Genomic DNA, 26031 nt, shown 5'->3' with positions numbered 1-26031 from the left:
ATTGAAGTTTTCAGACGGCCTGCAAGTCATAAACAAACACTTTGGAATTGCGGCCGTTGGCATTGTATTCCTGCCGGCGTTCGGCAGGCAGGTCATTGGCCGAGGCCGTCTGAAAGCCCCGTTCGACAAACCATTCGCCCGTGTGCGTGGATAAGGCGAAGAGCGTTTTGATATTTAAGGCGCGCGCTTTTTGAAATAAATGTTCCAACAGTAATTCGCCGTAGCCGCCGTCACGCGCTTCGGGCGACACCACCAGACAGGCCAATTCACCGCAGTCCGGCTCGGCAAAGGTTTTCAACGCCACGCAGCCGTAAATGTTTTGATCGTGTTCCAATACGGAAAAACTAGAAATATGGTTTTCCAAATACTCGCGGCTGCGGTGTAACAAGATGCCTTGTTCCGCCAGCGGACGGATTAAGGCGATGATGTGCGGAATGTCGTCGCTGCGTGCCTGACGGATGGAAACAAACGGCCCTCGGGCAATAGACGTACCGCTGCCCTCGCGGGTAAACAGCTCGCGCAACAGGCTGCCGTCTTCGCGGCCGTTGAGAATCTGCACCCGCGATACGCCGTTTTCCAGTGCGTACACTGCCGCATGGAGTAAATCGGCCGGCGCATCAGGATTGTCGTGTATCAATTCCTGCACTTCGCCGACAGACAAAGTATTGGCCAAAGAGCCGTCGGCACGGCGGATACCGGCTTCTTCGGTCAGGAAAACCAGTTTCTCCGCCTGCAAAGCCATGGCCACTTCCTGCGCGGTTTCACACATACTCAGATTAAAGGTTTTGCCGCTGTACGAATGCCCCAAAGGGCTGATCAGCACCACCGCGCCGCTATCCAAGCGCAAACGGATCTCTTCCGCGTCGATTTTGCGGACGGTACCGGTATAGCCCATGTCCACGCCGTCGATAACGCCCAACGGACGGGCGGTAATAAAGTTGCCGCACGCGATAACCGGCGGCTTGCTCCGTTGCTGCGCAGATACGCTGCTGAACAAAGCTGCTTCGACATCGCTGCGGATAATCCCCGCCACCTGCTTCACTTCCATCAGGGTCGCTTCATCGGTAATCCGTCGGCTGCCGCTGTATTTCGGAACAAAATTCCGACCCGAAGCCAATTTGTCGAGCAAATGCCGCGAACCGTGCACCAAGACCAAACGCAAGCCCAAGCTGGCCAACAGATTCAAATCTGCGGCCAAACGAATCAGGGTTTCGCCTTCCAACAGGCTGTCGGTCACGCCGACTACCATGGTTTTGCCGCGCAAATATTGAATATAGGGCGCGGCTTCGCGAAAGCTGGCAACAAAATGGGTGATGTTACTCATAGCAGGGCAAGATAAAAGAGTTGCATAATCAAAACTGTCAGCGCAATCAGCGATGCCAACGTCCAGTTGAAACCGTCCTTGCGCGTTTTGACCGCCTCCTGGCCTTCCACTTTGGATTCTTCCTTGAGCGCGCTGTTGAGCAAATCGGAAATTTCTTTGCGCGAAAGTTTGGAATGTTTGAGGATTTGCGCGCCGATGTTATGCACGAGGCGCACATCCGTTACCGCCACAGGCAGATGGGCCGGATCGGCCGGCAGGTTGCCCGACAGATAATCCTTGGCCTTAAACATCCCCGAACAACGCGTGCAGACCACGAAACCCTGCGCCACGTTCAACTGGGCATCTTTCACCCAATGCGGCGTTTTACAATGAGGACAAGAACAAGCAGGCATGAGTATTTTCCGTAAGTGTATTGAATCAAAAATATATTTTAGCCAATGCTTCAGGCCGTCTGAAAACTGTTTCAGACGACCTGAGCATGATGTTATGGTTTAAACCGCGCCGTAACGTTCGCGATAGGCTTTGACCGGCTCGAAGAAGCCGCCAAATTCGGCATTGTTTTGCAAGAGCGTAAACAAGTCGTTCAGGTTGGCAATCGAAACCACCGGCAGGCCGTATTGTTTTTCCACTTCCTGTACCGCCGACAATTCGCCCGTGCCTTTTTCCATGCGGTCGAGCGCAATGGCCACTGCGGCAGGCGTTGCGCCTTCGGCCTCAATCAGTTTGACCGACTCGCGCACGGATGTACCGGCGGAAATCACATCATCGATAATCAGCACGCGGCCTTTCAAAGGCGCACCCACCAACACGCCGCCCTCGCCGTGGTCTTTGGCTTCTTTGCGGTTGTAGGCAAACGGTACGTTTACGCCTTTTTCTGCCAACATCATCGCTGTTGCTGCCGCCAAAATAATGCCTTTATAGGCTGGGCCGAACAGCATATCGAACTTCACGCCGCTGGCAATAATGGCTTCGGCGTAAAACTTCGCCAGCTGCAAAGTCGATGCGCCGTCATTGAACAAACCGGCATTGAAAAAATAAGGCGACTGACGGCCGGCCTTGGTCGTAAATTCGCCGAATTTCAACACGTTTTGTGCCAAAGCGAATTTGAGGAAGTCTTGACGGAAATCGGACATTTGGGTTCTCCCGAAAGATGTTGATTTATCAAAGAAACGATTATAAAGGATTCATGCGGAAAAATCAGGCCGTCTGAAAACAGGTTCAACCCCGCTTTTAGCCAACTTGCCCTATTCTTCAAACCGACAAGGCGGCATTGCCGTCTTATCCCGGCAATCAAAACAGATTATTCCCGATGATAAGGATGGTTGTGCAAAATCGAAACGGCGCGATAAAGCTGCTCGGTTAATAAAACGCGCACCATGCCGTGCGGCAGGGTCAGGCTGGAAAGGCGCATCATCATGTTTGCCTGCTGTTTCAAACGGTCGGTCATGCCGTCTGCACCGCCGATAATAAAGTAGACGTGTTCGCCGTTTTGCTGCCAGCTTTTCAAATGTTGCGCCAATTCGACCGAAGTCGGCGCTTTGCCGCGTTCGTCCAATACCACCAAAAACGCGCCTTGCGGGATGGCTTCCAGCAGGCGTTTTTCTTCAGCCGCCATGCCCTGAGCCGCATTCACACCCGCGCCGCGTTTTTCCGGCTTGATTTCTTTCAGCGCATAATTGACATCGCGCCCGAAGCGTTTGGCGTACTCGCCGACGGCTTCATCGACCCAACGCGGCATTTTCGTGCCGACAGCCAAGACGGTGATATTCATGGGGTATCCTTTTACTATCGAATTGTCGGTTGGGCATTATGGTCAAGCAAGTTCTCAACCTTTTCAAACCATGAGCCAATGCCTACGCAACCGACTGAAAATAAAAGGCCGTCTGAAAGCCGAATGTATCCCGTTCGGCTGTTTCAGACGGCCTTTCAATGATTAGCAGTGAACCAGCGTACCTTCGTTTTCACCGGTTACCACGCGTTTGAGCGAGCCTTCTTTAGCAATGCCGAATACCACGATATTGAGCTTGCGTTCGCGGCAGAGGGCGAAGGCGTTGGCATCCATCACTTTGAGGTTTTTCAACAAGGCTTCGTCAAAAGTAATGGTTTCGTAGCGTGTTGCTGATGGATCTTTTTTCGGGTCTGCGGTGTACACGCCGTCCACGTTGGTGGCTTTGAGCATCACGTCGCAGTTCATTTCCGCACCGCGCAATGCGGCGGCAGTGTCGGTTGTGAAGAACGGATTACCGGTACCGGCGGCGAAAATCACGACTTTGCCTTCTTCCAAATATTGAATGGCTTTAGGACGGGCGTAAGTTTCAGCAATTTGCTGCATAGACAGTGCGGATTGAACACGCGCTTTGATGCCCAAGGTTTCAAATGCGTCTTTGAGTGCCAACGCGTTCATGACGGTCGCCATCATGCCCATGTAGTCGGCAGTGGCGCGGTCCATGCTGCCTGCTTGAGCAGATACGCCGCGGAAAATGTTACCGCCGCCGACAACGATACCGACTTGCACGCCCATTCTCACGATTTCGGCAATTTCGCCGACAGTTTGAACGATGGTATCGTGATTGATGCCGAATGGATCAGAGCCCATCAGGGATTCGCCGGAGAGTTTCAGTAATACGCGTTTGTATTTGATTTGCTGTGTCATGGGATACCTTGCTTTCTTGAATGTCGTCGGTCGGGGGGCGGGCCGTCTGAATTTTCAAACGGTCGGAATATTAATGATAGGGTGTGTCGGTTTATTATTGTTTTGGTTTTCAGACGGCCTGAATATTCGGCCGTCTTAAATTAGGTACCGTAAACGGTTTTCTCAAAAAAAAGCACCCTGATTCGTTTGGAATCTAGGTGCTTTCTTTTTCATAAGTGCCTTACACTTTAGCAGCGGCAGCAACTTCGGCCGCGTAGTCAACAACGGCTTTCTCGATACCGTCGCCTACTTTGTAGCGTACGAAGCTGATCACTTCAGTGCCGTTTTCTTTAGCGAATTGGGCAACAGTTTGGTCAGGGTTCATCACGAATGCTTGGCCGTTCAGAGTGATTTCAGCCAAGAATTTGCGGATACGGCCTTCAACCATTTTAGCGGCGATTTCGGCAGGTTTGCCGGAAGCAATGGCTTGCTCGGTATAGATGTGGCGTTCTTTTTCGATGGTTTCGGCATCCACTTCGGCTTCGGATACGCATTGAGGTTTGGCGGCAACGATGTGCATACCGATTTTGCGTGCTACGTCTTCAGAGCCTTTGTACTCAACCAATACGCCTTCGGTAGCCAAAGCACCGTGGATGTAGGCAACCAGTTGGTTGGCAGTGTCGATCACTTGGAAGCGGCGGACAGACATGTTCTCGCCCAATTTAGCGATGATGGCTTTGCGTTCTGCTTCAACCAGTTCGCTCAGTTCTTCAACGGTAGCCGGTTTTTTCTCGGCAGCAGTTTTAGCAACGAAGTTGGCGAATTCTACGAAGCCGGCGTCTTTAGCAACGAAGTCGGTTTCGCAGTTTACTTCAACCAATGCGCCAACATTGCCGTTGATCGCGTAAGCCAATACGCCTTCGGCAGCAGTACGGCCAGCCAGTTTACCGGCTTTCGCACCGGATTTAATACGCAGGATTTCTTCGGCTTTGTCGAAGTTGCCTTCAGCTTCAACCAAGGCTTTTTTGCATTCCATCATGCCCAGGCCGGTAGCGGCGCGCAGGTCGGCAACCATTTTTGCAGTAATTTCTGCCATTTTGAATCTCCTAGATTTTTGGGAACACGGCCATTTGCCGTGTTTGGAAATAGTGGCCGTCTGAAACGGATTTCAGAACGGGATTTGAGAAAAGGGGCATAACGCCCCTCTTCCGTGTACCGAATTACTCGGCAGCAGCTTCTTGGGCAGCGGCTACAGTTTCTTGCAGCGCTTGGTTTTTGCCTTCCAAAACTGCGTCGGCGATGCCGCGGCAGTACAGGCGGATGGCTTTGGCGGAGTCATCGTTACCAGGGATAACGTATTTCACACCATCAGGGCTGTTGTTGGTATCAACTACGGCGATAACAGGGATGCCCAGTTTTTCAGCCTCAACCAGAGTACCTTTTTGGTAGCCGGTATCGATAACGAAAATCGCGTCAGGCAGGCCTTTCATGTTTTTGATACCGCCCAAAGAACGTTCCAGTTTTTCAACGTCGCGTTGCATTTCCAGAATTTCTTTTTTGTTGAAACCGCCTTCAGCAGCGTTTTCCAGGGCAGCAGTTTTTTCTTCCAGGCGTTTGATGGATTGCTTAACGGTTTTGTAGTTGGTCAGCATACCGCCCAACCAACGGTGATCAACGAAAGGCATACCGGCACGGGTAGCTTCTTCGCGGATGATGTCGCGGGCTTGGCGTTTGGTACCTACGAACAATACTGTACCTTTATTGGCAACCAGACGGCGTACGGCTTCTTGCGCCTCTTGGAACATCGGCAGGGTTTTTTCCAAGTTTACGATATGGATTTTGTTGCGCGCACCGAAAATGTATTGAGCCATTTTCGGGTTCCAGAAACGGGTTTGGTGACCGAAGTGAACACCGGCTTCAATCATCTGACGCATAGTAATTTGAGACATGTTATTTCCTTGAAAGGGTTAAAGAGCACACATTCAATCGCATAGAACTTGATAGGCGGCGCCTATTGTCAAGCACCCTTCGGCGAAAGTGGGCATAAGTTTTAAAAAAATAAAAACGTGTTTCCGAAATGGAAAACTGACGGATTATAGCGGATAAGAGGCCGTCTGAAAAGGGATTTTATACCTTCCCGTCCTGTTTTTCATCCGCCTGTACCGCCTTTTGGTGGGCCGCTTCAAACTCCGCCTGCTCCTGCCGTTTCATCAGGCGGTTGCGGCGACGGATGGTCACGACAAAGACCGTAAACACAGTGGGCAACACTGCCCAAAAAACCAAATAAATCAACGCGCGCGCAATACTCGGCTGCGCGGCGGAAAACATCACGGCAACAAAAAGATAGCCGATGGCGACAATGTGCCACATCGTGTGCGTCCTGTTTGAATGTTAACAAAATCGTTATAATCGCAACATTCTACCGCAATCCCGAAAGGCCGTCTGAAAATGAGGAACCCCGAAAAATCGGCACTACGTAAACAGTTCCGCCGCGCACGCGCCCAAATGAGCGCCGACGAACGGAACGCCGCCACCGAAACCATCAACCGCCTGCTCAAGCCCTACATCAAAAAAGGACGGAAAATCGGCGTGTATTGGCCGATGGGCAAGGAATTGCGTTTGGACGGCTTTGTCCGTGCCGCACAAAAACGCGGCGCAAAACTCTACCTGCCCTATATCGAACCGAACACACGGCGGATGTGGTTCACCCCCTACCCTGCCGACAGCGCCAAACAAGAACGCAAACGCGGCCGCGCCAAATTGCATGTCCCCCAATTCACCGGCAAAAAAATCCGCGTCCACCAACTCAGCCTGCTGCTGGTCCCCATCGTCGGCATCGACAAACGCGGCTACCGCCTCGGACAAGCCGGCGGCTATTACGACGCCACCCTCTCCGCCATGAAATACCGCCTACAAACCCAAACCCTGGGTGTAGGCTTCGGCTGCCAACTGACCGATACCCTGCCAAACGAACCCCACGACATCCCCCTAAACGGCTTTGTCTCCGAGCTTGGCGTATTGAAATTCAGACGGCCTCGATAGGACAATTATCGGTTTATTAAAATGATTAAAGGCCGTCTGAAACCTGATTTCTTGGGTTTTAGACGGCCTTTAATTTTATTGTGGTGTTTGCTCAAAACTGAGTACTCGGAAAGTTTCTTTCAGGATTGATAAAACCCCATTCATTCCGGGAGGAAAAATCTCACCATTATCAAGAAATGCCTCATTCATATACTTCTGCCACTCGCTTAGATCATGTAGATTATTAAAGTTAAAATGTGTATCCATTTGGCTATTTAGAATTAGCATCATAGCAATTACATTTGTTCTTGTATAAATAACACCTGAACTATTTTTTGGAATATTCGACAACGCCTGAATATTAAATATTTGTGCAAAATCTTTGGAATAAGCACAATTTTTATTAATATCGTCCATTAAATTCGGATAGAAGCAGAAGATAAATACGCCTGTAATGCGAAGCAAGGCATATTGCCAGATTACCTTATCAAGTCCACCACTTAAAGAATGGTATATCTCTAAAAATCGGACTAATCGTTCTGTTTCCCTAAGCGATATATTGTTCCGTTCTATCATATCGCTGATAAAATTTATTGTTGGCGAACGTTCATCAATCAAATCTTTTAGTTCATTAGCCCAACGACTTTTTCGTATCAACTGTTTGAAATGTTCAACTGCAACCAAAGCCCGTTCTTCCTCAAACCGAGCCACAACTTTATCTGGTAAGGCAAAGCTATACTTCAAGAACTTATCCAAATATTTGTGCGCATCCACTTCCACCCCATACCGATGATTAATCGCCGCGCGCAGTTGCTTGGTGTTCGTCACCAGAACGACTTTGACGTTTTCAACATCAAAGACATGTTTGATGACTTCCAGCATATCGACGGCGTAATCGGGGCGGCAGCGGTCGAGTTCGTCGATAAACAGGATAATCGGTTTGTCTGCTGCCAATTCTTTCAGGCAGGCTTTGAGCGTTTCCAGATTTTTTTCCGCTTCGATTTGCTCTTTCAACAAGGCTTCGACGGTTGCATCAATAGTGTGGCTGGCGATTGTGGCAGCGGCATCGGTTACGGTTTCGGCCAAACTGTCTGCTTCTTGGTCGTTATTCATTATCTGTTGAAGCTCTTCTGCCAAATCGTCTGTATTTTGCTTTAGAACATGACCAACCGCTGCCTTGGCAACGGTTTTCATCAAGAATCCTGCGGCTTTCGTGATTTTCCTAATGCGATCTTTATGTTCTTCAATAAGCTTTTCGTCAGAATCTTTGGGCGGTGTACAGGTTTTGATGATTTCGGCAAGCAATGCCAGCAGAGGCTCTCCGCTGTGGTCTGAACGGAAGGCGTCAATATAGACAGGCTGGTAATCGGGATGTTGCTGTTGCATGAGCCGAATCAGTTTTTGGCAAAATTCGGTTTTACCCGTTCCCCAGCCGCCGTCGATGACCATAGGGGAAAGGTCGATGGGCGAAGTAAGCAGCCTGATGATGTTTTCGGCTATCGGCTTACGCTTGAATTCGTCTTGTGTATCGAAAGTGGGTTTTTCTAAAGTTTGAGTTTCCATGCCATCCCTTTGTTTAATCATAAATTCAAATAAGAATACCCGTATCATCATTCCCGCGCAGGCTGGAATCCAGACTGCAATTATTCACCCGTAGGTCGGATACTTGTATCCGACACAGTCCAAGATGTCGGATACAAGAATCCGACCTACGACGCTGCGCGGGAATGACGGCAGGGGGTGCGTTCTATTTTAATCTACATAAATATGTGTCGGTATTAAAAAAGGTCGTCTGAAACCTAATGTTCGGTTTCAGACGACCTTTTCCTATCTGCGGGTAAGCCTACTTCGCCCCTTTAAACCCGCGCTTCAAATGCACCATCAGCAATGCGACGGCGGCAGGGGTTACGCCGGAAATGCGGCTGGCTTGACCGACGGTTTCGGGTTTGTGCTGATTGAGCTTTTGCTGCACTTCTGCCGACAAACCTTTGACTTTGCTGTAATCGATATCCTCGGGCAGCTTTAAGGTTTCGATATCGCGGCGGCTGTCGATTTCTTCGTTTTGGCGGTCGATATAGCCTTGGTATTTGACTTGGATTTCGACTTGTTCGACCACGCTGTCGGCAAGTGCGGTTTCAGGTTGTGCGTCGGGCAGGGTCATCAGCGCGGCGTAGTCGAGGTTCGGGCGGCGCAGGAGATCGTGCAGGTTGGCTTCGCGGCTGAGTTTTTGGCCGAATACGCGCAGCTGCTCTTCTTCGGCGAGTTTTTGCGGTGTGTACCACGTTGTTTTCAAACGTTGGATTTCGCGTTCGATGGCTTCGCGTTTTTCGTTGAACATGCGCCATTGCGCTTCACCCACCAAGCCGATTTTGTGGCCGTCTTCGGTCAGGCGCATGTCGGCGTTGTCTTCCCTGAGTTGCAGGCGGTATTCGGCGCGGCTGGTGAACATGCGATAGGGTTCGTTCACGCCTTTGGTGATGAGGTCGTCCACCAATACGCCGAGATAGGCTTGTTCGCGGCGCAGCAGGAGCGGGTCTTGTTCACGGATGTATTGCACGGCATTTGCGCCTGCGAGCAAGCCTTGTGCGGCGGCTTCTTCGTAGCCGGTCGTGCCGTTGATTTGTCCGGCGAAGAAGAGGCCTTGGATGGTTTTGGTTTCGAGGCTGGCTTTGAGGTTGCGCGGGTCGAAGTAGTCATATTCGATGGCGTAACCGGGGCGCAGGATATGGGCGTTTTCCAGGCCTTTCATGCTGCGCACGAGGGCGATTTGGATGTCGAACGGCAGGCTGGTGGAGATACCGTTTGGATAGTATTCGTGTGTGGTCAGGCCTTCGGGTTCGAGGAAAATCTGGTGGCTGTCTTTGTCGGCGAAGCGGTTGATTTTGTCTTCGATAGACGGACAATAACGCGGGCCGACGCCTTCGATTTTGCCGGTGAACATGGGGCTGCGGTCGAAGCCTGAACGGATGATGTCGTGGGTTTGCGTGTTGGTATGCGTAATCCAGCAAGACACTTGGCGCGGGTGCATTTCGGCGTTGCCGCGCACGGACATTACGGGAACGGGTGTGTCGCCGGGCTGTTCGGTGAGCTGGGAGAAGTCAATCGTGCGTCCGTCGATACGCGGCGGCGTGCCGGTTTTCAGACGGCCTTGAGGCAGGTTCAATTCGCGTAAACGGCCGCCCAAGGATTTGGCGGCGGGGTCGCCGGCGCGGCCGCCTTCGTAGTTTTCCAAACCGATGTGGATTTTGCCGGACAAAAACGTGCCGGCGGTCAACACGACGGCGCGTGCTTTAAACTCCACGCCCATCGCGGTAACCACGCCGCTGATGCGTTCGCCATCAAGCGTTACGTCTTCGACGGCTTGTTGGAAAAGCTCCAGATTTTCTTGGTTTTCCAGCATTTCACGGATGGCGGCTTTATACAGGATGCGGTCCGCCTGCGCGCGCGTGGCACGAACCGCCGCGCCTTTGCTGGCGTTCAAGCGGCGGAACTGGATACCGGATTTGTCGGTGGCCAACGCCATTGCGCCGCCCAATGCGTCGAGTTCGCGCACAAGATGGCCTTTGCCGATACCGCCGATGGAGGGGTTGCACGACATTTGGCCGAGGGTTTCGATGTTGTGTGAGAGCAGCAGGGTTTGCGCACCCATGCGTGCGGCGGCAAGCGCGGCTTCGGTACCGGCATGGCCGCCGCCGACGACAATCACGTCGTAGGTTTTGGGGTAAATCATGTAAGTCATGTTTATGTGTTCTGTAAAGGTTTCAGACGGCCTTTTGTTGATCAGGCCGTCTGAAAAGTGGAATCAAATCTTAAAAAAACAAGCTTAAAAGGTATAGCCTGTTTCCAATTCGTCATCGCCGACCAATTCGACCAGCAACGCATAAAGCGGCGCCAAATCCTTGTAACGGCGGGATACGCGGCGCAAGTAGTTCAAGAAGCGCGGAATTTCCGGGCGGTATTTGTCTTTGCCGTCGCGGTAGTACAGGCGGGCAAAAATACCGGCTACTTTCAAATGGCGTTGTACGCCCATCCATTCAAACCAGCGGTAGAACTCGTCAAACTCGGCAGGCACGGGCAACTCGGCAGCGCGTGCTTTTTCCCAGTAACGGATGACCAAGTCCAATACAAATTCTTCTTCCCATTCGATAAACGCATCGCGCAGCAGCGACACCAAATCATAGGAAATCGGACCGTAAAGCGCATCTTGGAAGTCCAATACGCCCGGGCGGCCTTTCGCCAGCATCAGATTGCGGACGATAAAGTCGCGGTGGACATACACTTTGGGCTGCGCCAACAGGGGCGGCAGCAGCGTATCGACGGTTTGCTGCCACAACTGGCGTTGCTTGAAGGTCAGCTCGCGGCCCAATTCTTTGACCACAAACCATTCGGGGAACAAATTAATCTCGCGCAGCATGACTTCGCGGTCGTATTCCGGCAGTTTGCCGGGTTGGCTGGCTTTTTGCAGCTCGATCAGTTCGTCGATGGCTTCGAGCAGCAAGGCTTTGTGGGCGGTTTCGCTGTTTTCCTGATTCATGGCGGTCAGGAATGTGGTGTTGCCCAAATCGTTCAACACCATAAAGCCCAACGCTTCATCCACATGAAGCACTTGCGGCACATTGACCATATTAAACAATTTTTGCACTTTCAAATACGGCGCAACACTCATCTTCTCAGGAGGCGCATCCATACAGATAACGGTCTGGCCGTCTGAAAACGTCGCGCGGAAATAACGGCGGAAGTCGGCATCGGCTGCCGCAAAGCTCAATTCGAACGACTGGTTCGGATAAACAGACTCCAGCCAGTTTTGTAATTCGGTTTGTCGTTGCATAGCGGTATCGCAGAATTTCAGGTTACAATAACCGCTATTCTAACTGGCAAACCGATTTAAGGGGCGATTTTGGCTCGTTTATTTTCACTCAAACCCTTGGTACTCGCCTTAATTATGGGCTTTGGCGCAACAGCCGTGCGCGCGGAAGATGCTTCTGTTCCGCAGGCGGAAGACTATACCCCTGCCCACGCCGCCGAATCCAAACCGGCAAAAACCGGCCAAAGCGAAGCCGATCCGCTTTCCTTGGGCAGCACTTGCCTGTTTTGCGACCACGAAGATGCCAAGCCGGCCGAAACCGCCGAAATCAAACGCAGCGGCGAGCCTGCCCTGCCTGCCGATTACACCCGCGTCAACGCCGATAAAATAGAAGGCCAGACCCAAGTCGGCGTCCGTGCCGAAGGCGACGTCATTGTCGAGCGCAATGCCGATGTTCTCAACGCCGATTGGGCGCAATACGACCAAGCCACCGATACCGTTACCGCCGGCGACCGCTTTACCCTGTATCAAAACGGTTCGACCGTATCCGGCGACCAATTGGTTTACAACCTCAAAAATCAAACCGGTTCCGGCACCGCCGTGCGCCTCAATACCGAACAAGGCGGCCGCCGCCTTCAAAGCGTCAGCGAAAAAGCCGAACTCAAAGGCAAAGGCCTCTACAAGCTCATCAACACCAAATTCAACACCTGTTCACCCGGCGATGCCAGCTGGTATATCCAAGCGCAAAGCATTGAAGCCGATGAGTCGACAGGCATCGGCGTGGCCAAACACGCTTCGCTCGTATTCGGCGGTGTCCCCGTCCTCTACACGCCTTGGGCGGACTTCCCCATCAACGGCAACCGCAAAAGCGGCCTGCTCGTTCCGACCATTGCCACCGGTTCAGACGGCCTTGAGCTGAGCCTGCCCTACTACTTCAACCTTGCCCCAAATTTGGATGCCACCATCCGCCCGGGCATCATCAGCAAACGCGGCGTGCAACTGGGCGGCCAAGTGCGTTATCTGCAGCCGAATTACAGCGGCGAAGTCGATGGCGACTGGATGCCGAACGACCAAAAAAGCATCCACAACAACCGCTACCAGTTCAAATGGAAACACCAGCAGCAGCTGAACAGCAAAATCAGCGGCGGCATCAACTACAACCAAGTTTCCGACGATGATTACTACCGCGACTTCTACGGCCGCGAAGACATCGCGCGCAACGTCAACCTCGACCGTCAAGCATGGCTCAATTACAGCGACAAACTGCTAGGCGGCAGCTTTGACGGCTCGTTGCGCGTACAAAAATACCAAACGCTGGCCAACCAAGACGGTTATAAAGACGAGCCTTATGCCATCATGCCCCGTCTGACCGGCCGTTGGCAAAGCCATCTCGGCAAGGCTCAGCTTAACGTGTTCGGCCAATTCACCCGTTTTGACCATGATACCAAGCAAGACGGCAGCCGCGTGGTGCTCTACCCGAGCGTTAAATGGGACTTCCACAACCAATGGGGCTACATCCGACCTAAAGTCGGTGTACACGCCACTTATTACAGCCTCAACAGCTTCAACGGCCAAAGCAGCCGCAATGTCAGCCGCGTCCTGCCGATTATCAACGTCGACAGCGGCCTGACTTTCGAGCGCAGGGCCCGACTCTTCGGCGGGGAATACCTGCAAACGCTTGAACCGCGCCTGTTTTACAACTACATTCCGACCAAGTCCCAAAACGACCTGCCCAATTTCGACAGCTCCGAAAACAGCTTTACCTATTCGCAGCTGTTCCGCGAAAACCTGTATTCCGGCAACGACCGCATCAATTCTGCCAACAGCCTGACGCTGGCCACACAAAGCCGCATCCTCAACCCCAATACCGGTGCGGAACTCTTCCGTGCAGGTATCGGCCAGAAGTTTTATTTCAAAAAAGACAACGTCCTGCCTGACGGCAACGTCAGCAATTATCCGCGCAGCCAATCCGACTGGGTAGCCTTTGCACACGGCAACATTACCCCGAGCATCCGCATCGACTTGGACATCCACTACAACCAAAACCAAAGCCGTGCCGAAAGCTACGCCGCAGGGATTGCCTACAACCCCGAACCCGGCAAAGTCTTAAGCGCGCGCTACAAATACGGACGCAACGAGCGCATTTATCTGCAAGCCAACGGCGACTATTTCTACGACAGGCTCAGCCAAGTCGACCTTGCCGCCCAATGGCCGTTGAGTAAAAACCTGTACGCCGTCGCCCGTTACAACTACGAAATCGAAGCCAAAAAACCGCTGGAAATGCTCATCGGTGCAGAATACAAAAGCAACTGCGGCTGCTGGAGCGCAAGCTTGGTCGGCCAACGCTATGTTACCGGCGAAAACAGCCACAAAAACGCCGTATTCTTCAACCTCCAACTCAAAGACTTGAGCAATATCGGCAACAACCCATTCGAAAAACTCCGCTTAACCATCCCCGGTTACAGCAAAACCAACGAGGTAGTCAAACAATGAACTTCAAACCCCTGATTCTCGTCGCCGCACTCACTCTTGCAGTAGGCGCACACGCCGCCCCTAAAGCCAAAGCAGGCAAAGCGCGTGCCAACAAAACTCCAGTCGTCAGCGCCACCACCATGCCTGCCGTACAAAGCGGCGTACATCTTTCAGACGGCATTGCTGCGGTTGTCGACAACGAAGTCATTACCCACCGCCAAGTAGCGCAAGCCGTAGCGCAAGCGCGCCAAACCATGCCTAAAGGCACGCAAATGGACGCCAACGAGCTGCGCCAACAAGTTTTGGCACAAATGATCAACCAATCCCTGATTCTCCAAGCAGGCAAACGCCGCAACATCCAAGCGACCGATAGCGAAATCGAAGCCGTTATCGCGCACAACCCCAACATCAAAAACCCGTCTGCCGCCGTCCGTCAAGACATCGCCGACAGCATTATTGTTGAAAAAGTGCGCCAACAGGCCATCATGCAAAACAGCCGTGTCAGCGACTCCGAAGTGGCACGCTACATCGAACAGGCCAAACAACAAGGCGTGACCTTGCCTGAAGCAGACCCTGTACGCCAATACCATGCCCAACACATCCTCATTAAAGCCGACAACGACAATGCCGCCGTCGGCGCAGAAAGCACCATCCGCAAAATCTACTCACAAGCCCGCAGCGGCGCAGATTTTGGCGGTTTGGCACGCCAATACTCGCAAGACAGTAGTGCCGGCAATGGCGGCGATTTGGGCTGGTTTGCCGACGGCATGATGGTTGCCCCATTTGAAGAAGCCGTCCACAAACTCAAACCCGGCCAAATCAGCGCCCCTGTCCGCACTCAATTCGGCTGGCACATCATCAAGCTGAACGACGTCCGCGAAGCAGGTACGCCTGAAGAGCGCCAACAAAACGCCGTCCGCCAGTATCTGTCCCAACAAAAAGCACAACAGGCGACCACCAACCTCCTGCGCGAACTGCACAGCAGCTCATACGTTGACGTACGCTAATCGCGCGTATTGTTAAAAAAGCAGAAATCCGTACAATAAGGCCGTCTGAAATCCATTGTTCAGACGGCCTTCTCTCCTTTTACTTAAGCAACCCATTGATTAAAGCACCCCATCATGCCCATCCGTCCCAACTGGCAAACCGCCACCCTGCTGCAAGCCGAAGAAACCTCCGTTACCTCCGCCCACACCGGCCGCACCTACCGCATTCAAGCCGCGACACTCGGCGAGCGTCCGGCAGGCGGCTATCCCGTACTATATATCCTTGACGGAGATGCCTTTTTCCCCGCCATCCTCAATATGGCGCAATCCCTGCTCATCAACCCCATCACCAAAAGCCATGCCGCCTGTCTGATTGTCGGTATCGGCTACACCTGCGGCACCATCCGCGACTTAAGCCAACGCGCCCTCGACTACACGCCGCCGCTGCCCGACAACGCGCCCGAATCCGAACGCAAACAATACGGCCAAGCCGACCGCTTCAGCCGCTTTATCGATGACGAACTCTCCACACTGCTCGACAGCAAATACCGCATCGATACCCAAAACCAAGCCATCTTCGGCCATTCGTTCGGCGCACTGTACGGCCTCTATTCCCTGTTCACCCGTCCCGAACGATTCCGCCATTATTTGCTGGTTTCGCCGTCTATCTGGTGGCAAGACCGCCGCGTACTTGATTGGCTGCCCGGCACATTGCCGCAAGGAATCGGCATCCGCCTCGGTGCAGGCGAACATGAAGGCAGAAACAACCGCCCCGACCAAACCAGCCGCGGCATGGTTGCACAAGCCAAAATTCTTGCCGGCACTTTGCACCACCTCGGCGCAGATGTCCGCTTTACCCTCTACCCCAACGCCAATCACGGCAATGCCCCGTTTTACGCCCTGACCGACTGCATCGAATATTTGCGCAGCGCATGGCAGCGTTGAAGCAGGTTTGCCAAACATCGAGGCCGTCTGAAACGCAAACTTAGAAGCGTATTGAACCTATTGGATCGATCTAAAATCCAATTATAAAAAGGCCGAGACCTTTGCAAAGGTCTCGGGGCATGAAAAAGGGAGAGGCTACCTGAAAAATAGATTTTCAGGTAGCCTCAAACCGGTTTGGCATGCATCCGAAACGGAAAATTTGAGCGGTTACATACCTTGGGTTGGTGGCAGTGTTATTTCAACTTGGCTGCCAATTTGTCGAATTTTTGTTTGATGTCGGCCTTGAAGGCTTCCACTTTCTCTTTGCGCTCGGCTTTGCGCTGTTTTTTCCACGCTTCGTGTGCCTGACGTGCCACTTCTTCCTGCGCTTCTATTGCTGCCAATACGTCCTGTTGGGCAACGGCTGCATCTTGCCGGAGAATAACGGTTTTGAAACGGTGGAAGAAGGCATCCAATACAGCTTCGTCGGATTCTTGCGCCAAAATAATGATTGCAGTACTGCCGTTATCCAGTTTTTTGGCTGTATTTTCCAGCAACAACTCCTCTCCCAATGTTTGGGCAGTGCCTGCATCACTGCCGATGAGTGCGCCAGTAGCTCCACCCAACAGAACACCGATAGGACCGCCGAGAATGCCGACCAGTGAACCAATGAGGCCGCCCGTCCATGTGCCTTCGACCGTATTGGCGGTAAAGTCGGTGCTTTCTGCTGGCATAATCAGACCATTTTCCTTTTTAATCAAAACGGCTTGTGCCACCAAAGCATCTGTTGTCTGCGAGTAAGCTTTCAATTCAGAAAAGGCTTGATAAGCTTCGCTGGAGATGTTGAATAAGACAACGATGATGTTTTGTTTCATAAGTCTACTCCCGTGGGTTGAAAGATTTAAGAACATACAAGTTGTATGCGGTGTCAGTGTAAATTGCAAGGGGGGGGGGGGAGCAATGCGGCAAACAAAACTTTACCTATGTAAAGCCTGTAGAACCGGCAAACGGATAACGAACAATACCCAGCCTTGCCTGTAGGAAATCGTCGCATCGTTCACACCACAGGTTGAGAGAAATAAGCCTGCAAGACCTCAAGCATCGTCTGAAATCCGTTTCCACTCCAACGCTAAATCGTACAAGGCTTTTTTGCTTTCGCCGGTAATCTTGGCGGCAAGCTCGGCGGCTTGTTTGGTCGGCAACTCGGCCGCAAGGATTTTCATCGTGTTTTGCGCCGCCTCAGGCAAATCGCTGTGTTTCTCTTTCACCGCAGGGTGCAACACCAGCACCATCTCGCCGCGCGTTTGGTTGCTGTCGTTTTTGAGGGCGGCTTGGATTTCGGCAACCGTGCCGCTGAGGAAGGTTTCAAACGTTTTGGTAATTTCTCGCGCCAAAGTCAAACGGCGTTCGGGGAACTGCGCGGCCATATCCGCAAGGCTTGCTTCGATACGGTGCGGCGTTTCAAACATCACAATCGGAAAATCGGCCTCAGCCCATTTAGCCAGCAGCTTTTGGCGTTCGCCGGTCTTAGGCGGCAGGAAACCGTTGAAGTAAAAATCGGATTCCGTCACCCCGGCCACGCTCAACGCCCCCATGACCGCGCTGGCTCCGACCACAGGTACCACTTTAAATCCGGCTTCACGCACTCGGGCGGCAAGTTTCGCACCGGGATCGCAAACCGCAGGCGTGCCCGCATCCGAAACTTGGGCGACGCTCAGGCCGTCTGAAAGATAGGAGATGATTTTGTCGGCCATTTGCTGCTCGTTGTGTTCGCGCACGCTCACGAGTTTGCCCTGAATGCCGTACGCACTCAAAAGCTGGGCGGTAACACGGGTGTCCTCGGCGCAGATAATATCGGCCTTTTGCAGCACGGCCAGCGCGCGCAGCGTTATGTCGGCTAAATTGCCGATGGGTGTGGCGACAACGTATAATGTCTGTTTTTCGATGCTGTCGACGGCTTTTTGCAGGTGTTTTGTGTACATAGATTCAAGGCCGTCTGAAACGGCGTCTCTTTAAAAACAATGATTATATAACGGGTAAACTTTTCATGCGCTTAAACCACAAACAGGGGGCGGCGGCCGAAGATGCGGCACTGGCGTTCCTGCTGGCCAAAGGCTGCTCGCTGCTGGCTCGGAACTGGCATTGTGCCTACGGCGAAATCGATTTAATCGTCAAAAACGGCGGTACGATTGTGTTTGTTGAAGTAAAATACCGCAAAAACCGAGGTTTCGGTGGTGCCGCATACAGCATCTCGCCGTCCAAATTATTGAAATTGCAACGAAGTGTAGAGTATTATCTGCAAAAGCACGGGTTGAACCATGCTCCCTGCCGCCTGGATGCGGTACTGATTGAAGGCGACGGCCAACCCGAATGGATTCAAAATATTACAGGTTAACCTCATGACAACATTACAAGAACGCGTTTCCGCACATTTTGCCGAGAGCATCCGCGCCAAGCAGGAAGCCGAAAAAGTACTGGTCGAGCCGACCGCACAGGCTGCCGAGCTGATGCTGCAATGCCTGATGAACGACGGCAAAATCCTGGCCTGCGGCAACGGCGGTTCGGCTGCCGACGCACAACACTTCGCCGCAGAAATGACCGGCCGTTTTGAAAAAGAACGCATGGAATTGGCCGCTGTCGCGCTGACGACAGACACTTCCGCCCTGACCGCCATCGGTAACGACTACGGTTTCGACCATGTATTCAGCAAACAAGTGCGCGCGCTCGGACGTGCCGGCGACGTATTGGTCGGCATCTCCACCTCCGGTAATTCCGCCAACGTTATCGAAGCCATCAAAGCCGCACACGAGCGCGACATGCAAGTCATCGCCATGACCGGCCGCGACGGCGGAAAAATCGCCGCCATGCTCAAAGATACCGACGTTTTGCTCAACGTCCCTTATCCGCGCACTGCCCGCATTCAGGAAAACCATATTTTGCTGATTCACGCTATGTGCGACTGCATCGACTCCGTCCTGCTCGAAGGCATATAATCCTTTCTTTTCAGACGGCCCGTCCCTTAAAGGCCGTCTGAACACCCAACCGTCCATACCCAAGGAAAAAGGATATGAAGAATATCAAACGCTACGCCCTCCCCGTTCTGACTGCGACCCTCTTGAGCCTGAGTCTGAGCGGCTGCGTCGGCGCTCTGATCGGCGGTGCAGCCGTCGGCACCAAATCCGCCGTCGACCGCCGCACCACCGGTGCGCAAACCGACGACAACGTTATGGCACTGCGCGTCGAAACCACCGCACGCTCCTACCTGCGCCAAAACAACCAAGTCGAAGGCTACAAGCCCAAACTGAACGTTGTCGGCTACAACCGCCACCTACTCCTGCTCGGCCAAGTGGCTACCGAAGGCGAAAAACAATTTGTTGAACGCATCGCCCGTTCCGAACAAGCTGCAGAAGGCGTGTACAACTACATCACCGTTGCCTCACAAGCGCGTTCGCTCGGCGATGTGACCAACGATACTTGGGGCACATCCAAAGTCCGCGCCGCCCTGTTGGGCCTCAGCCCGGCCACCCAGGCGCGTGTCAAAATCGTAACTTACGGCAACGTGACCTATGTCATGGGTATCCTTACGCCTGACGAGCAAGCCCGCGTGACCCAAAAAGTCAGCACGACCGTCGGCGTACAAAAAGTCGTTACCCTCTATCAAAACTACGTTGCCAACTGATTCACAGGCAATTCAGGGCCGTCTGAACATTCAGACGGCCATCCCACCAACTATTACCTGACCCATCATGTCAAAAAATAATAAAGCCCCTTTCCAACTTAAACCCAAACACTTAATCCGCGCATTCTTCCTTGTCAGCTTCGTTGCCGTCGCAGCCCTTGTTGCCGGCGTATTCAGTACCCTAAACTCCGGTAAAACCGACGTACCCGAAAAAAACCCTGCCGAACAAACCGACACACGCATTGAAGTTTGGCGCCCCAACGGCGCAGTCGAACCTGAAACCGTTCAACCTGCCAAAGACGGCGACGCAAAAACCGCCTCCGGCAATCCTGTCGTCCCACAAGACGAAAAAGGCGAAAAAGGCGAAAAAGCGGAAGAAGGTATAAAAAACGACCGCTCCACTGCACACCGCAGCAAACGCACAGAAAACAAACGTGCTGAAGCCGGCAAATCAGAAAACACACAATCCGACAACAACAGCTCTGCCGCTCAAAACAAACCTAAAGCAGACAGCCAGCCGGTAGAAAACAAAGCCGCAAGCAACAAACCTGCCGCACAAGCGGTAGAAAACAAACCGGAAAAAGCCAAAGCCCCCGAGTCCAAACCGACTCCGAAAGCCGAGCCTGAGGCAAAACCACAAGCCAAACCGCGCAATAAAGACAATCTCGACAACCTGTTTTAAACAGACGGCACACCCGTCCCGTTCAGACTGCCTCCATGCCGTCTGAAACAAGAAGGAAACCTCATGGACAAAGTCATCATCAAAACCCCCGAAGAAATCGAAAAAATGCGCGAACTCGGCCGCTTGGTCGCCGAAGCCCTCGATTACATCGGCCAATTCGTCAAACCCGGCGTAACCACCAACGAAATCGACAAACTCGTTTACGACTACCACGTCAACGTTCAAGGCGGTTATCCAGCCCCCCTCAACTACGGCAACCCGCCCTACCCGAAATCCTGCTGCACCTCCGTCAACCACGTCATCTGCCACGGCATTCCTGATGACAAGCCGCTGAAAGAAGGCGACATCGTCAACATCGACCTGACCATTAAAAAAGACGGTTTCCACGGCGACTCCAGCCGTATGTTTACCGTCGGCAAAGTCTCCCCGATTGCCCAACGCCTGATCGACGTGACCCACGCCTCCATGATGGCAGGTATCGAAGCGGTCAAACCCGGCGCCACCCTCGGCGATGTCGGCTACGCCTGCCAACAGGTTGCCGAAAATGCCGGCTACTCCGTCGTACAGGAATTCTGCGGACACGGCATCGGCCGCGGCTTCCACGAAGCGCCTCAAGTAGTCCACTACGGCCGCAAAGGTGAAGGCCTCGTCCTCAAACCGGGAATGATTTTCACCATCGAGCCGATGATCAACCAAGGCAAACGCCATCTGCGCATCCTGAACGACGGTTGGACAGTGGTCACCAAAGACCGCTCCCTCTCCGCCCAATGGGAACACGAAGTTTTGGTTACCGAAACCGGCTACGAAATCCTTACCATCAGCCCTGCCAGCGGTAAGCCTTAACCTTGAAAAACCTTCAGGCCGTCTGAAAACATAGATTCAGACGGCCTGAAATTTATTCGTATTCTCAACCTAGAAAACCGAATAAAAACTCAAAATTAAGTTTTTACCCAAATTGAATTGTTTAATTATGTAAAAATTTGCTTACGCCATATTTAAGATAATCGCATAATTTGATGATTTATATAATGAAAATTTAATGAAATAATGAATTAAGAAATATTTACACAAATTATGGCAGACAGAGGAAAACTTCTTTCGAATATACTGTCTAATTATCTAGATCAGTCATTTGCAATACGCCCACATATCACCCCAAAAGCCTACAGGAAAGGGATGCCGGCATTCTTGCAGACCCATTTTTATGCCTAGAGGCATGCAACAAATACCACAATAAGGAAGATTCATGAAATCGTTCGAAAAAATTGAAAACATCCGCGATATCCGTAAAAAACTCGGCCTGAACCAAATGGACTTCTGGAGCCGCATTGGTGTGACTCAATCCGGTGGTTCTCGTTACGAATCTGGCCGCAATATGCCTAAACCTGTACGCGAATTGCTGCGTTTAGTACACATCGAGCGCGTAGACTTGGCTAAAGTTAACCGTGACGACTTGGCCGTTGCGTCCCTGCTGAAAAACCGCGACCCTGAGTTGTACGCTTCTCTGAAAAAAGAAGCCAAAGCCGACAAAGGCAAATAATCAAGCTATTCAAAAGGCCGTCTGAAATTCGTTTTCAGACGGTCTTTTTACTTTCTACACCCTAAGGGCATGTCTGCACATATGCCCTTTTCTATTTACGGCTGATACTGTTTGAAATAGTCCAACACGGTTTGCGGCAACCATTGCAGATTCAGACGGCCTTGATCGCGGCTGACAAAGCCGACATGACCGCCGTATGCCGGTTGCAGCAGCGTAACAGCCGAGGACACGTCCCGCCCGGTCGGCAGGGCTTCCGGCGGCAGGAAAGGGTCGTTGACGGCATTGAGCAGCAGCAACGGCGTATCCACGCCTTTCAGGAACGGTTTACAGGAATTGCGGCGATAGTAATCATGACGGTCGGCAAAACCGTGTAGCGGCGCGGTAAAGCGGTCGTCAAAATCGCCAAGCGTTTTGCAGTTTTGCTGGCTTAAGGCCGTCTGAAACCGGGGAATCGCTCGGGCTTTCGGCAACAGCGAATTTAAAAAATAGCGCGTGTAAATCAGTCGCGTCATACCCTGATCAAAACGCGTCCCTGCCGCTACGGCATCAACCGGTGCGGAAACGACGGCAGAAGCGCGCGGAACGGCATTGCTGCCCTGCTCGCCCAAATATTTGGCCAAAGCATTGCCCCCCAAAGAAACGCCGACAGCGTAGATGGTTGAATAGCGTTGTGCCAACGTGTTGAGCATAAAGGCAATTTCGGGCGTATCGCCGAGGTGGTAGAACACGGGCGCGGTGTTTTCTATGCCGCCGCAACTGCGGAAATGGGCAACCACGCCGTTCCAACCGCGCTGCTGTACGGCTTTCATCAATTCGACCGCGTAATGGCTTTCGCTACTGCCTTCCAGTCCGTGGAACAAAACTACCAACGGCGCATCGAGGTCAGCGCTGTCGACAAAATCGTAGGCAACTTGGGTTTTGCCGGTACTGTCGGGCAGAAGCTCGCGGCGGTAGTCGGGCGCCTTGCCTTGCAGCAGCTTGGCAAACAGGGTGTCGGCATGACCGTTTCTGAGCCAATAAGGCGTGTTGGGTGAACGTGTATTCATGATTCGTTTCTTCTATTTTTCAGACGGCCTGAAGATGAGCATATACACCAGCAAGGCAGTCAGCGTGCCGTTTGTCCAGCCTGCCCAAACATCGGTGGGATAATGCACGCCCAAATAAATGCGTGAAAACCCGGTCAACAGGGCAAAGGAAATACCGCCTATCCAAGCGGCGCGGCGATAGCGCGTGCGGCGGCAAAGCAATATCAGCATGACGGCAATGGCGGCGGAAAACGTACTGTGGCCGCTGGGAAAGGAAAAATTGCTCTCCTCAATCAGGCGCGGCCAAAGCAACGGACGTTCGCGGGCAAACCATACTTTCACAATCAGCATGTTCAAAGTCGGCACCAATGCCGCCAACACGCAAAACAGTGCTTCGCGCTTCTTATCGGCAAAATACAGGGCGGCGGCAACTGCGCCGATCAGCGGCACGGCAATCGCGGTTTTGCCCAGATAGTGCAACACGGTGGCAATCGGGTCAAACCATGTTCCCGCGTGGGTATGGACGGCGTGCATCAGAGGCGGCTCAAAAGCGAAGCCGCCATATTGAGCCAGCCAAATGCCGATGATGAGGGTTGGCGGTAAAAACAGCAAAGAGGTAAAAGTCAGTGCGCGTCTGGATTGGGCTGGGGATAAGTGCATTATTCCACCGTTTCTTTCAAAGTCGCGCCAATCGCCTGCAAACCCTGCAACGCATCTTCCCACGCCGCATCCAGCAATCGGCAGGCCTCGCCTTCCGCTTTGATGCCGAACTCGATATGCGGCGGAGTATAACGGCCGTCTGAATCGGTACGGCTCACTGTGGGCAGGCTGTACGAGCGGATACCGGCGTAGGTACGCTCAAGATGTTCCATAATCGGCGTAATGCGAGATTCGGGTTGGTTGAACACATACACGCTGCGGCTGCCGCGTTCGGTTTGGTTAAAGCGGTCGGCGTAATAAGTTTCCAATACCCATTCGGCCATCGGGTGCGCCATCACGGGGAAACCGGGAAAGAAATAATGCTCGCAGATGGAAAATCCGGCGATGTTGTTAAACGGATTGGGCACCAATTCCGCGCCTTCGGGAAAATCCGCCATCTTCAGGCGTTGGGCGTGTTCCGGCGAATCAAGCGGTTCACCGCGTTTCCGGGTCACGCCTTCGATAAACTTAGCGGCTTCAGGATGGCGGACGACAGGCAAATCCAAAGCGGCCGCTGCGGCTTGGCGCGTGTGGTCGTCAGGCGTAGAACCGATACCGCCGGTCACGAAAGTCGGCAGGCCGTCTGAAAAGCTGCGGCGCAGCTGCTTGACCAGCAAATCGGGCTCGTCAGGCAGATATTGCACCTGATTGAGCTTCAGCCCGTGCGATTCCAATAAAAATTTAAAAAAGGCGAAATGCTTGTCTTGACGGCTGCCGTGCAGGATTTCGTCGCCGATGATGATGAGGTTAAAAGCGTTCATGATGAGGTTTCTTTAATACGGCCCTCCGAACATTCAGACGGCCTAATTGCTGACAATGTATTCCATTTATAAGATAATGGTTTCAACTTTTCAAGTCTGGAGGAATTCCAATGAGCCAAAACCATACCATTTTACAAAATCTCCCCATCGGTCAAAAAGTCGGCATCGCCTTCTCCGGCGGTCTTGATACCTCTGCCGCACTGCTGTGGATGAAACTCAAAGGCGCGCTGCCTTATGCCTACACCGCCAACCTCGGCCAACCTGACGAAGACGATTACAACGCCATTCCTAAAAAAGCGATGGAATACGGCGCAGAAAACGCCCGCCTGATTGACTGCCGCGCACAGCTGGCACACGAAGGCATTGCCGCCATCCAATGCGGCGCATTCCATGTTTCCACCGGCGGCATCGCCTACTTCAACACCACGCCTCTAGGCCGTGCCGTGACCGGCACCATGCTCGTTTCCGCCATGAAAGAAGACGACGTCAACATCTGGGGCGATGGCAGCACCTACAAAGGCAACGACATCGAGCGTTTCTACCGCTACGGCCTCTTGACCAATCCGGCACTGAAAATCTACAAACCTTGGCTCGACCAACAATTTATCGACGAACTCGGCGGCCGTCACGAAATGAGCGAATTTCTGATTGCCAACGGCTTCAACTACAAAATGTCGGTTGAAAAAGCCTACTCTACCGACTCCAACATGCTGGGTGCCACCCACGAAGCTAAAGACTTGGAATTCCTCAACAGCGGCATCAAAATCGTTAAGCCCATCATGGGCGTTGCCTTCTGGGACGAAAACGTCGAAGTCAAACCCGAAGAAGTCAGCGTACGCTTTGAAGAAGGCGTGCCGGTTGCACTGAACGGCAAAGAATACGCCGATCCTGTCGAACTCTTCCTCGAAGCCAATCGCATCGGCGGCCGCCACGGCTTGGGCATGAGCGACCAAATCGAAAACCGCATTATCGAAGCCAAATCACGCGGCATCTACGAAGCCCCAGGCATGGCGTTGTTCCACATCGCCTACGAGCGTTTGGTCACCGGCATCCACAACGAAGACACCATCGAACAATACCGCATCAACGGCCTGCGCCTCGGCCGCCTGCTCTACCAAGGCCGCTGGTTCGACAGCCAAGCCCTCATGTTGCGCGAAACCGCCCAACGCTGGGTCGCCAAAGCCATCACCGGCGAAGTAACCCTCGAACTGCGCCGCGGCAACGACTACTCGATTCTGAACACCGAATCGCCCAACCTGACCTACCAACCCGAACGCCTGAGCATGGAAAAAGTCGAAGACGCCGCGTTCACACCGCTCGACCGCATCGGCCAACTGACCATGCGCAACCTCGACATCACCGACACCCGCGCCAAACTGGGCATTTACTCGCAAAGCGGTTTGTTGTCCTTGGGCGAAGGTTCCGTATTGCCGCAGTTGAACAATAAAGAGTAGAATCATAGGGGGCTTTAAGGCCCCCTTA

The 26031-nt window shown here is 52.7% G+C and carries 27 protein-coding genes; 11 read left to right on the top strand and 16 right to left on the bottom strand.

Translation table 11 applies throughout. The features are described 5' to 3' along the window. Positions 1 to 10 precede the first annotated feature (10 nt). The 8 genes from argA to HMPREF2551_RS10040 form a co-directional block, all read right to left on the bottom strand. Positions 11 to 1324, bottom strand: a complete 1314-nt coding sequence (argA, locus tag HMPREF2551_RS10075) for an amino-acid N-acetyltransferase (protein WP_070838803.1) — start codon at positions 1322 to 1324, stop codon at positions 11 to 13. Beyond that, the gene (locus tag HMPREF2551_RS10070; protein ID WP_070838802.1) at positions 1321 to 1716 is read right to left on the bottom strand and encodes an MJ0042-type zinc finger domain-containing protein; all 396 of its coding nucleotides are present in this window, start codon (positions 1714 to 1716) and stop codon (positions 1321 to 1323) included. Before HMPREF2551_RS10070 ends, argA begins: the two co-directional genes overlap by 4 nt. 99 nt (positions 1717 to 1815) lie before the next feature. After that, on the bottom strand, positions 1816 to 2457 hold the full coding sequence (gene pyrE / locus HMPREF2551_RS10065; protein WP_003682682.1) for an orotate phosphoribosyltransferase: 642 nt from the start codon (positions 2455 to 2457) through the stop codon (positions 1816 to 1818). A gap of 167 nt (positions 2458 to 2624) precedes the next feature. Then, entirely contained in the window at positions 2625 to 3095 is a 471-nt protein-coding gene (rlmH, locus tag HMPREF2551_RS10060; protein WP_070838801.1) for a 23S rRNA (pseudouridine(1915)-N(3))-methyltransferase RlmH, read from the bottom strand. Positions 3096 to 3257: 162 nt separating this feature from the next. Next, entirely contained in the window at positions 3258 to 3977 is a 720-nt protein-coding gene (pyrH, locus tag HMPREF2551_RS10055; protein ID WP_070838800.1) for a UMP kinase, read from the bottom strand. A 220-nt stretch (positions 3978 to 4197) separates the two neighbouring features. Next, positions 4198 to 5052: a translation elongation factor Ts gene (gene tsf, locus HMPREF2551_RS10050; RefSeq protein ID WP_036493709.1), complete on the bottom strand. Its 855-nt coding sequence runs from the start codon at positions 5050 to 5052 to the stop codon at positions 4198 to 4200. 124 nt (positions 5053 to 5176) lie between these two features. Further along, positions 5177 to 5905 carry a 30S ribosomal protein S2 gene (gene rpsB / locus HMPREF2551_RS10045; protein ID WP_002258397.1) on the bottom strand — a complete coding sequence of 243 codons (729 nt, stop codon included), beginning with the start codon at positions 5903 to 5905 and terminating at the stop codon, positions 5177 to 5179. A 178-nt stretch (positions 5906 to 6083) separates the two neighbouring features. Continuing rightward, positions 6084 to 6326 carry a hypothetical protein gene (locus HMPREF2551_RS10040; protein ID WP_070838799.1) on the bottom strand — a complete coding sequence of 81 codons (243 nt, stop codon included), beginning with the start codon at positions 6324 to 6326 and terminating at the stop codon, positions 6084 to 6086. A 78-nt stretch (positions 6327 to 6404) separates the two neighbouring features. On the opposite strand from HMPREF2551_RS10040, the gene HMPREF2551_RS10035 reads away from it, so the two are divergent. Further along, positions 6405 to 6998, top strand: coding sequence for a 5-formyltetrahydrofolate cyclo-ligase (locus HMPREF2551_RS10035; protein WP_070838798.1), 594 nt, complete (start codon positions 6405 to 6407; stop codon positions 6996 to 6998). Positions 6999 to 7073: 75 nt separating this feature from the next. Here HMPREF2551_RS10035 and HMPREF2551_RS10030 read toward each other — a convergent pair whose 3' ends face one another. The 3 genes from HMPREF2551_RS10030 to amgK form a co-directional block, all read right to left on the bottom strand. Continuing rightward, positions 7074 to 8540: a KAP family P-loop NTPase fold protein gene (locus HMPREF2551_RS10030; RefSeq protein WP_070624728.1), complete on the bottom strand. Its 1467-nt coding sequence runs from the start codon at positions 8538 to 8540 to the stop codon at positions 7074 to 7076. Between the two features lie 280 nt (positions 8541 to 8820). Then, on the bottom strand, positions 8821 to 10716 hold the full coding sequence (gene mnmG / locus HMPREF2551_RS10025) for a tRNA uridine-5-carboxymethylaminomethyl(34) synthesis enzyme MnmG (RefSeq protein ID WP_070838797.1): 1896 nt from the start codon (positions 10714 to 10716) through the stop codon (positions 8821 to 8823). An 84-nt stretch (positions 10717 to 10800) separates the two neighbouring features. Next, positions 10801 to 11805: an N-acetylmuramate/N-acetylglucosamine kinase AmgK gene (amgK, locus tag HMPREF2551_RS10020; RefSeq protein ID WP_070838796.1), complete on the bottom strand. Its 1005-nt coding sequence runs from the start codon at positions 11803 to 11805 to the stop codon at positions 10801 to 10803. Positions 11806 to 11874: 69 nt separating this feature from the next. Between amgK and HMPREF2551_RS10015 the strand changes: the two genes are divergently transcribed. The 3 genes from HMPREF2551_RS10015 to HMPREF2551_RS10005 all read left to right on the top strand — a co-directional run bounded on the left by HMPREF2551_RS10015 (position 11875) and on the right by HMPREF2551_RS10005 (position 16184). Next, positions 11875 to 14274: an LPS-assembly protein LptD gene (locus tag HMPREF2551_RS10015; RefSeq protein WP_349267171.1), complete on the top strand. Its 2400-nt coding sequence runs from the start codon at positions 11875 to 11877 to the stop codon at positions 14272 to 14274. Further along, positions 14271 to 15260 carry a peptidylprolyl isomerase gene (locus HMPREF2551_RS10010; protein WP_070712224.1) on the top strand — a complete coding sequence of 330 codons (990 nt, stop codon included), beginning with the start codon at positions 14271 to 14273 and terminating at the stop codon, positions 15258 to 15260. The genes HMPREF2551_RS10015 and HMPREF2551_RS10010 overlap by 4 nt, the downstream gene beginning before the upstream one ends. Positions 15261 to 15374: 114 nt before the next feature. Next, positions 15375 to 16184, top strand: a complete 810-nt coding sequence (locus tag HMPREF2551_RS10005; protein WP_070838794.1) for an alpha/beta hydrolase — start codon at positions 15375 to 15377, stop codon at positions 16182 to 16184. Positions 16185 to 16417: 233 nt separating this feature from the next. On the opposite strand, the gene HMPREF2551_RS10000 is transcribed toward HMPREF2551_RS10005, so the two are convergent. Together HMPREF2551_RS10000 and rsmI are read right to left on the bottom strand one after the other, a co-directional pair. After that, positions 16418 to 17038 carry a DUF1269 domain-containing protein gene (locus tag HMPREF2551_RS10000; protein WP_070838793.1) on the bottom strand — a complete coding sequence of 207 codons (621 nt, stop codon included), beginning with the start codon at positions 17036 to 17038 and terminating at the stop codon, positions 16418 to 16420. Positions 17039 to 17257: 219 nt separating this feature from the next. Further along, positions 17258 to 18145, bottom strand: coding sequence for a 16S rRNA (cytidine(1402)-2'-O)-methyltransferase (rsmI, locus tag HMPREF2551_RS09995; RefSeq protein WP_070838792.1), 888 nt, complete (start codon positions 18143 to 18145; stop codon positions 17258 to 17260). Between the two features lie 65 nt (positions 18146 to 18210). Here rsmI and HMPREF2551_RS09990 point away from each other — a divergent pair, with 65 nt between their 5' ends. The 6 genes from HMPREF2551_RS09990 to HMPREF2551_RS09965 all read left to right on the top strand — a co-directional run bounded on the left by HMPREF2551_RS09990 (position 18211) and on the right by HMPREF2551_RS09965 (position 22064). Continuing rightward, on the top strand, positions 18211 to 18558 hold the full coding sequence (locus HMPREF2551_RS09990; protein WP_070838791.1) for a YraN family protein: 348 nt from the start codon (positions 18211 to 18213) through the stop codon (positions 18556 to 18558). Positions 18559 to 18562: 4 nt separating this feature from the next. After that, complete coding sequence (locus HMPREF2551_RS09985; protein WP_070838790.1) at positions 18563 to 19156, top strand: phosphoheptose isomerase; 594 nt, start codon at positions 18563 to 18565, stop codon at positions 19154 to 19156. Between the two features lie 74 nt (positions 19157 to 19230). Then, the gene (locus HMPREF2551_RS09980) at positions 19231 to 19842 is read left to right on the top strand and encodes a BON domain-containing protein (protein WP_036493677.1); all 612 of its coding nucleotides are present in this window, start codon (positions 19231 to 19233) and stop codon (positions 19840 to 19842) included. A 67-nt stretch (positions 19843 to 19909) separates the two neighbouring features. Further along, on the top strand, positions 19910 to 20524 hold the full coding sequence (locus tag HMPREF2551_RS09975) for a hypothetical protein (protein ID WP_070838789.1): 615 nt from the start codon (positions 19910 to 19912) through the stop codon (positions 20522 to 20524). A 63-nt stretch (positions 20525 to 20587) separates the two neighbouring features. Continuing rightward, positions 20588 to 21367 (top strand): type I methionyl aminopeptidase, encoded by a 780-nt coding sequence (gene map / locus HMPREF2551_RS09970; protein WP_004520245.1) that lies wholly within the window; start codon positions 20588 to 20590, stop codon positions 21365 to 21367. Between the two features lie 403 nt (positions 21368 to 21770). Then, on the top strand, positions 21771 to 22064 hold the full coding sequence (locus tag HMPREF2551_RS09965; RefSeq protein WP_003684039.1) for a helix-turn-helix domain-containing protein: 294 nt from the start codon (positions 21771 to 21773) through the stop codon (positions 22062 to 22064). Positions 22065 to 22159: 95 nt separating this feature from the next. Here the strand turns inward: HMPREF2551_RS09965 and HMPREF2551_RS09960 are convergent, their stop codons facing one another. Genes HMPREF2551_RS09960 through HMPREF2551_RS09950 form a run of 3 tightly spaced genes read right to left on the bottom strand, consistent with a single transcriptional unit; the run spans position 22160 to position 24549 of the window. Next, complete coding sequence (locus HMPREF2551_RS09960) at positions 22160 to 23110, bottom strand: YheT family hydrolase (protein ID WP_070838788.1); 951 nt, start codon at positions 23108 to 23110, stop codon at positions 22160 to 22162. Positions 23111 to 23122: 12 nt separating this feature from the next. Then, positions 23123 to 23749: a phosphatase PAP2 family protein gene (locus HMPREF2551_RS09955; protein ID WP_070838786.1), complete on the bottom strand. Its 627-nt coding sequence runs from the start codon at positions 23747 to 23749 to the stop codon at positions 23123 to 23125. Further along, a complete protein-coding gene (locus tag HMPREF2551_RS09950) occupies positions 23749 to 24549 on the bottom strand; it encodes a competence/damage-inducible protein A (RefSeq protein WP_070838784.1) in 801 nt (266 codons plus the stop codon). Before HMPREF2551_RS09950 ends, HMPREF2551_RS09955 begins: the two co-directional genes overlap by 1 nt. 110 nt (positions 24550 to 24659) lie before the next feature. On the opposite strand from HMPREF2551_RS09950, the gene argG reads away from it, so the two are divergent. After that, a complete protein-coding gene (gene argG / locus HMPREF2551_RS09945) occupies positions 24660 to 26003 on the top strand; it encodes an argininosuccinate synthase (RefSeq protein WP_070583756.1) in 1344 nt (447 codons plus the stop codon). The last annotated feature ends 28 nt before the right edge of the window (positions 26004 to 26031 follow it).

Origin of the sequence: Neisseria sp. HMSC066H01, from assembly GCF_001837375.1 — a bacterium.
In the GTDB taxonomy this organism is placed as follows: Bacteria; Pseudomonadota; Gammaproteobacteria; order Burkholderiales; family Neisseriaceae; genus Neisseria.
This window is presented reverse-complemented; position numbering and strand designations above follow the sequence as displayed.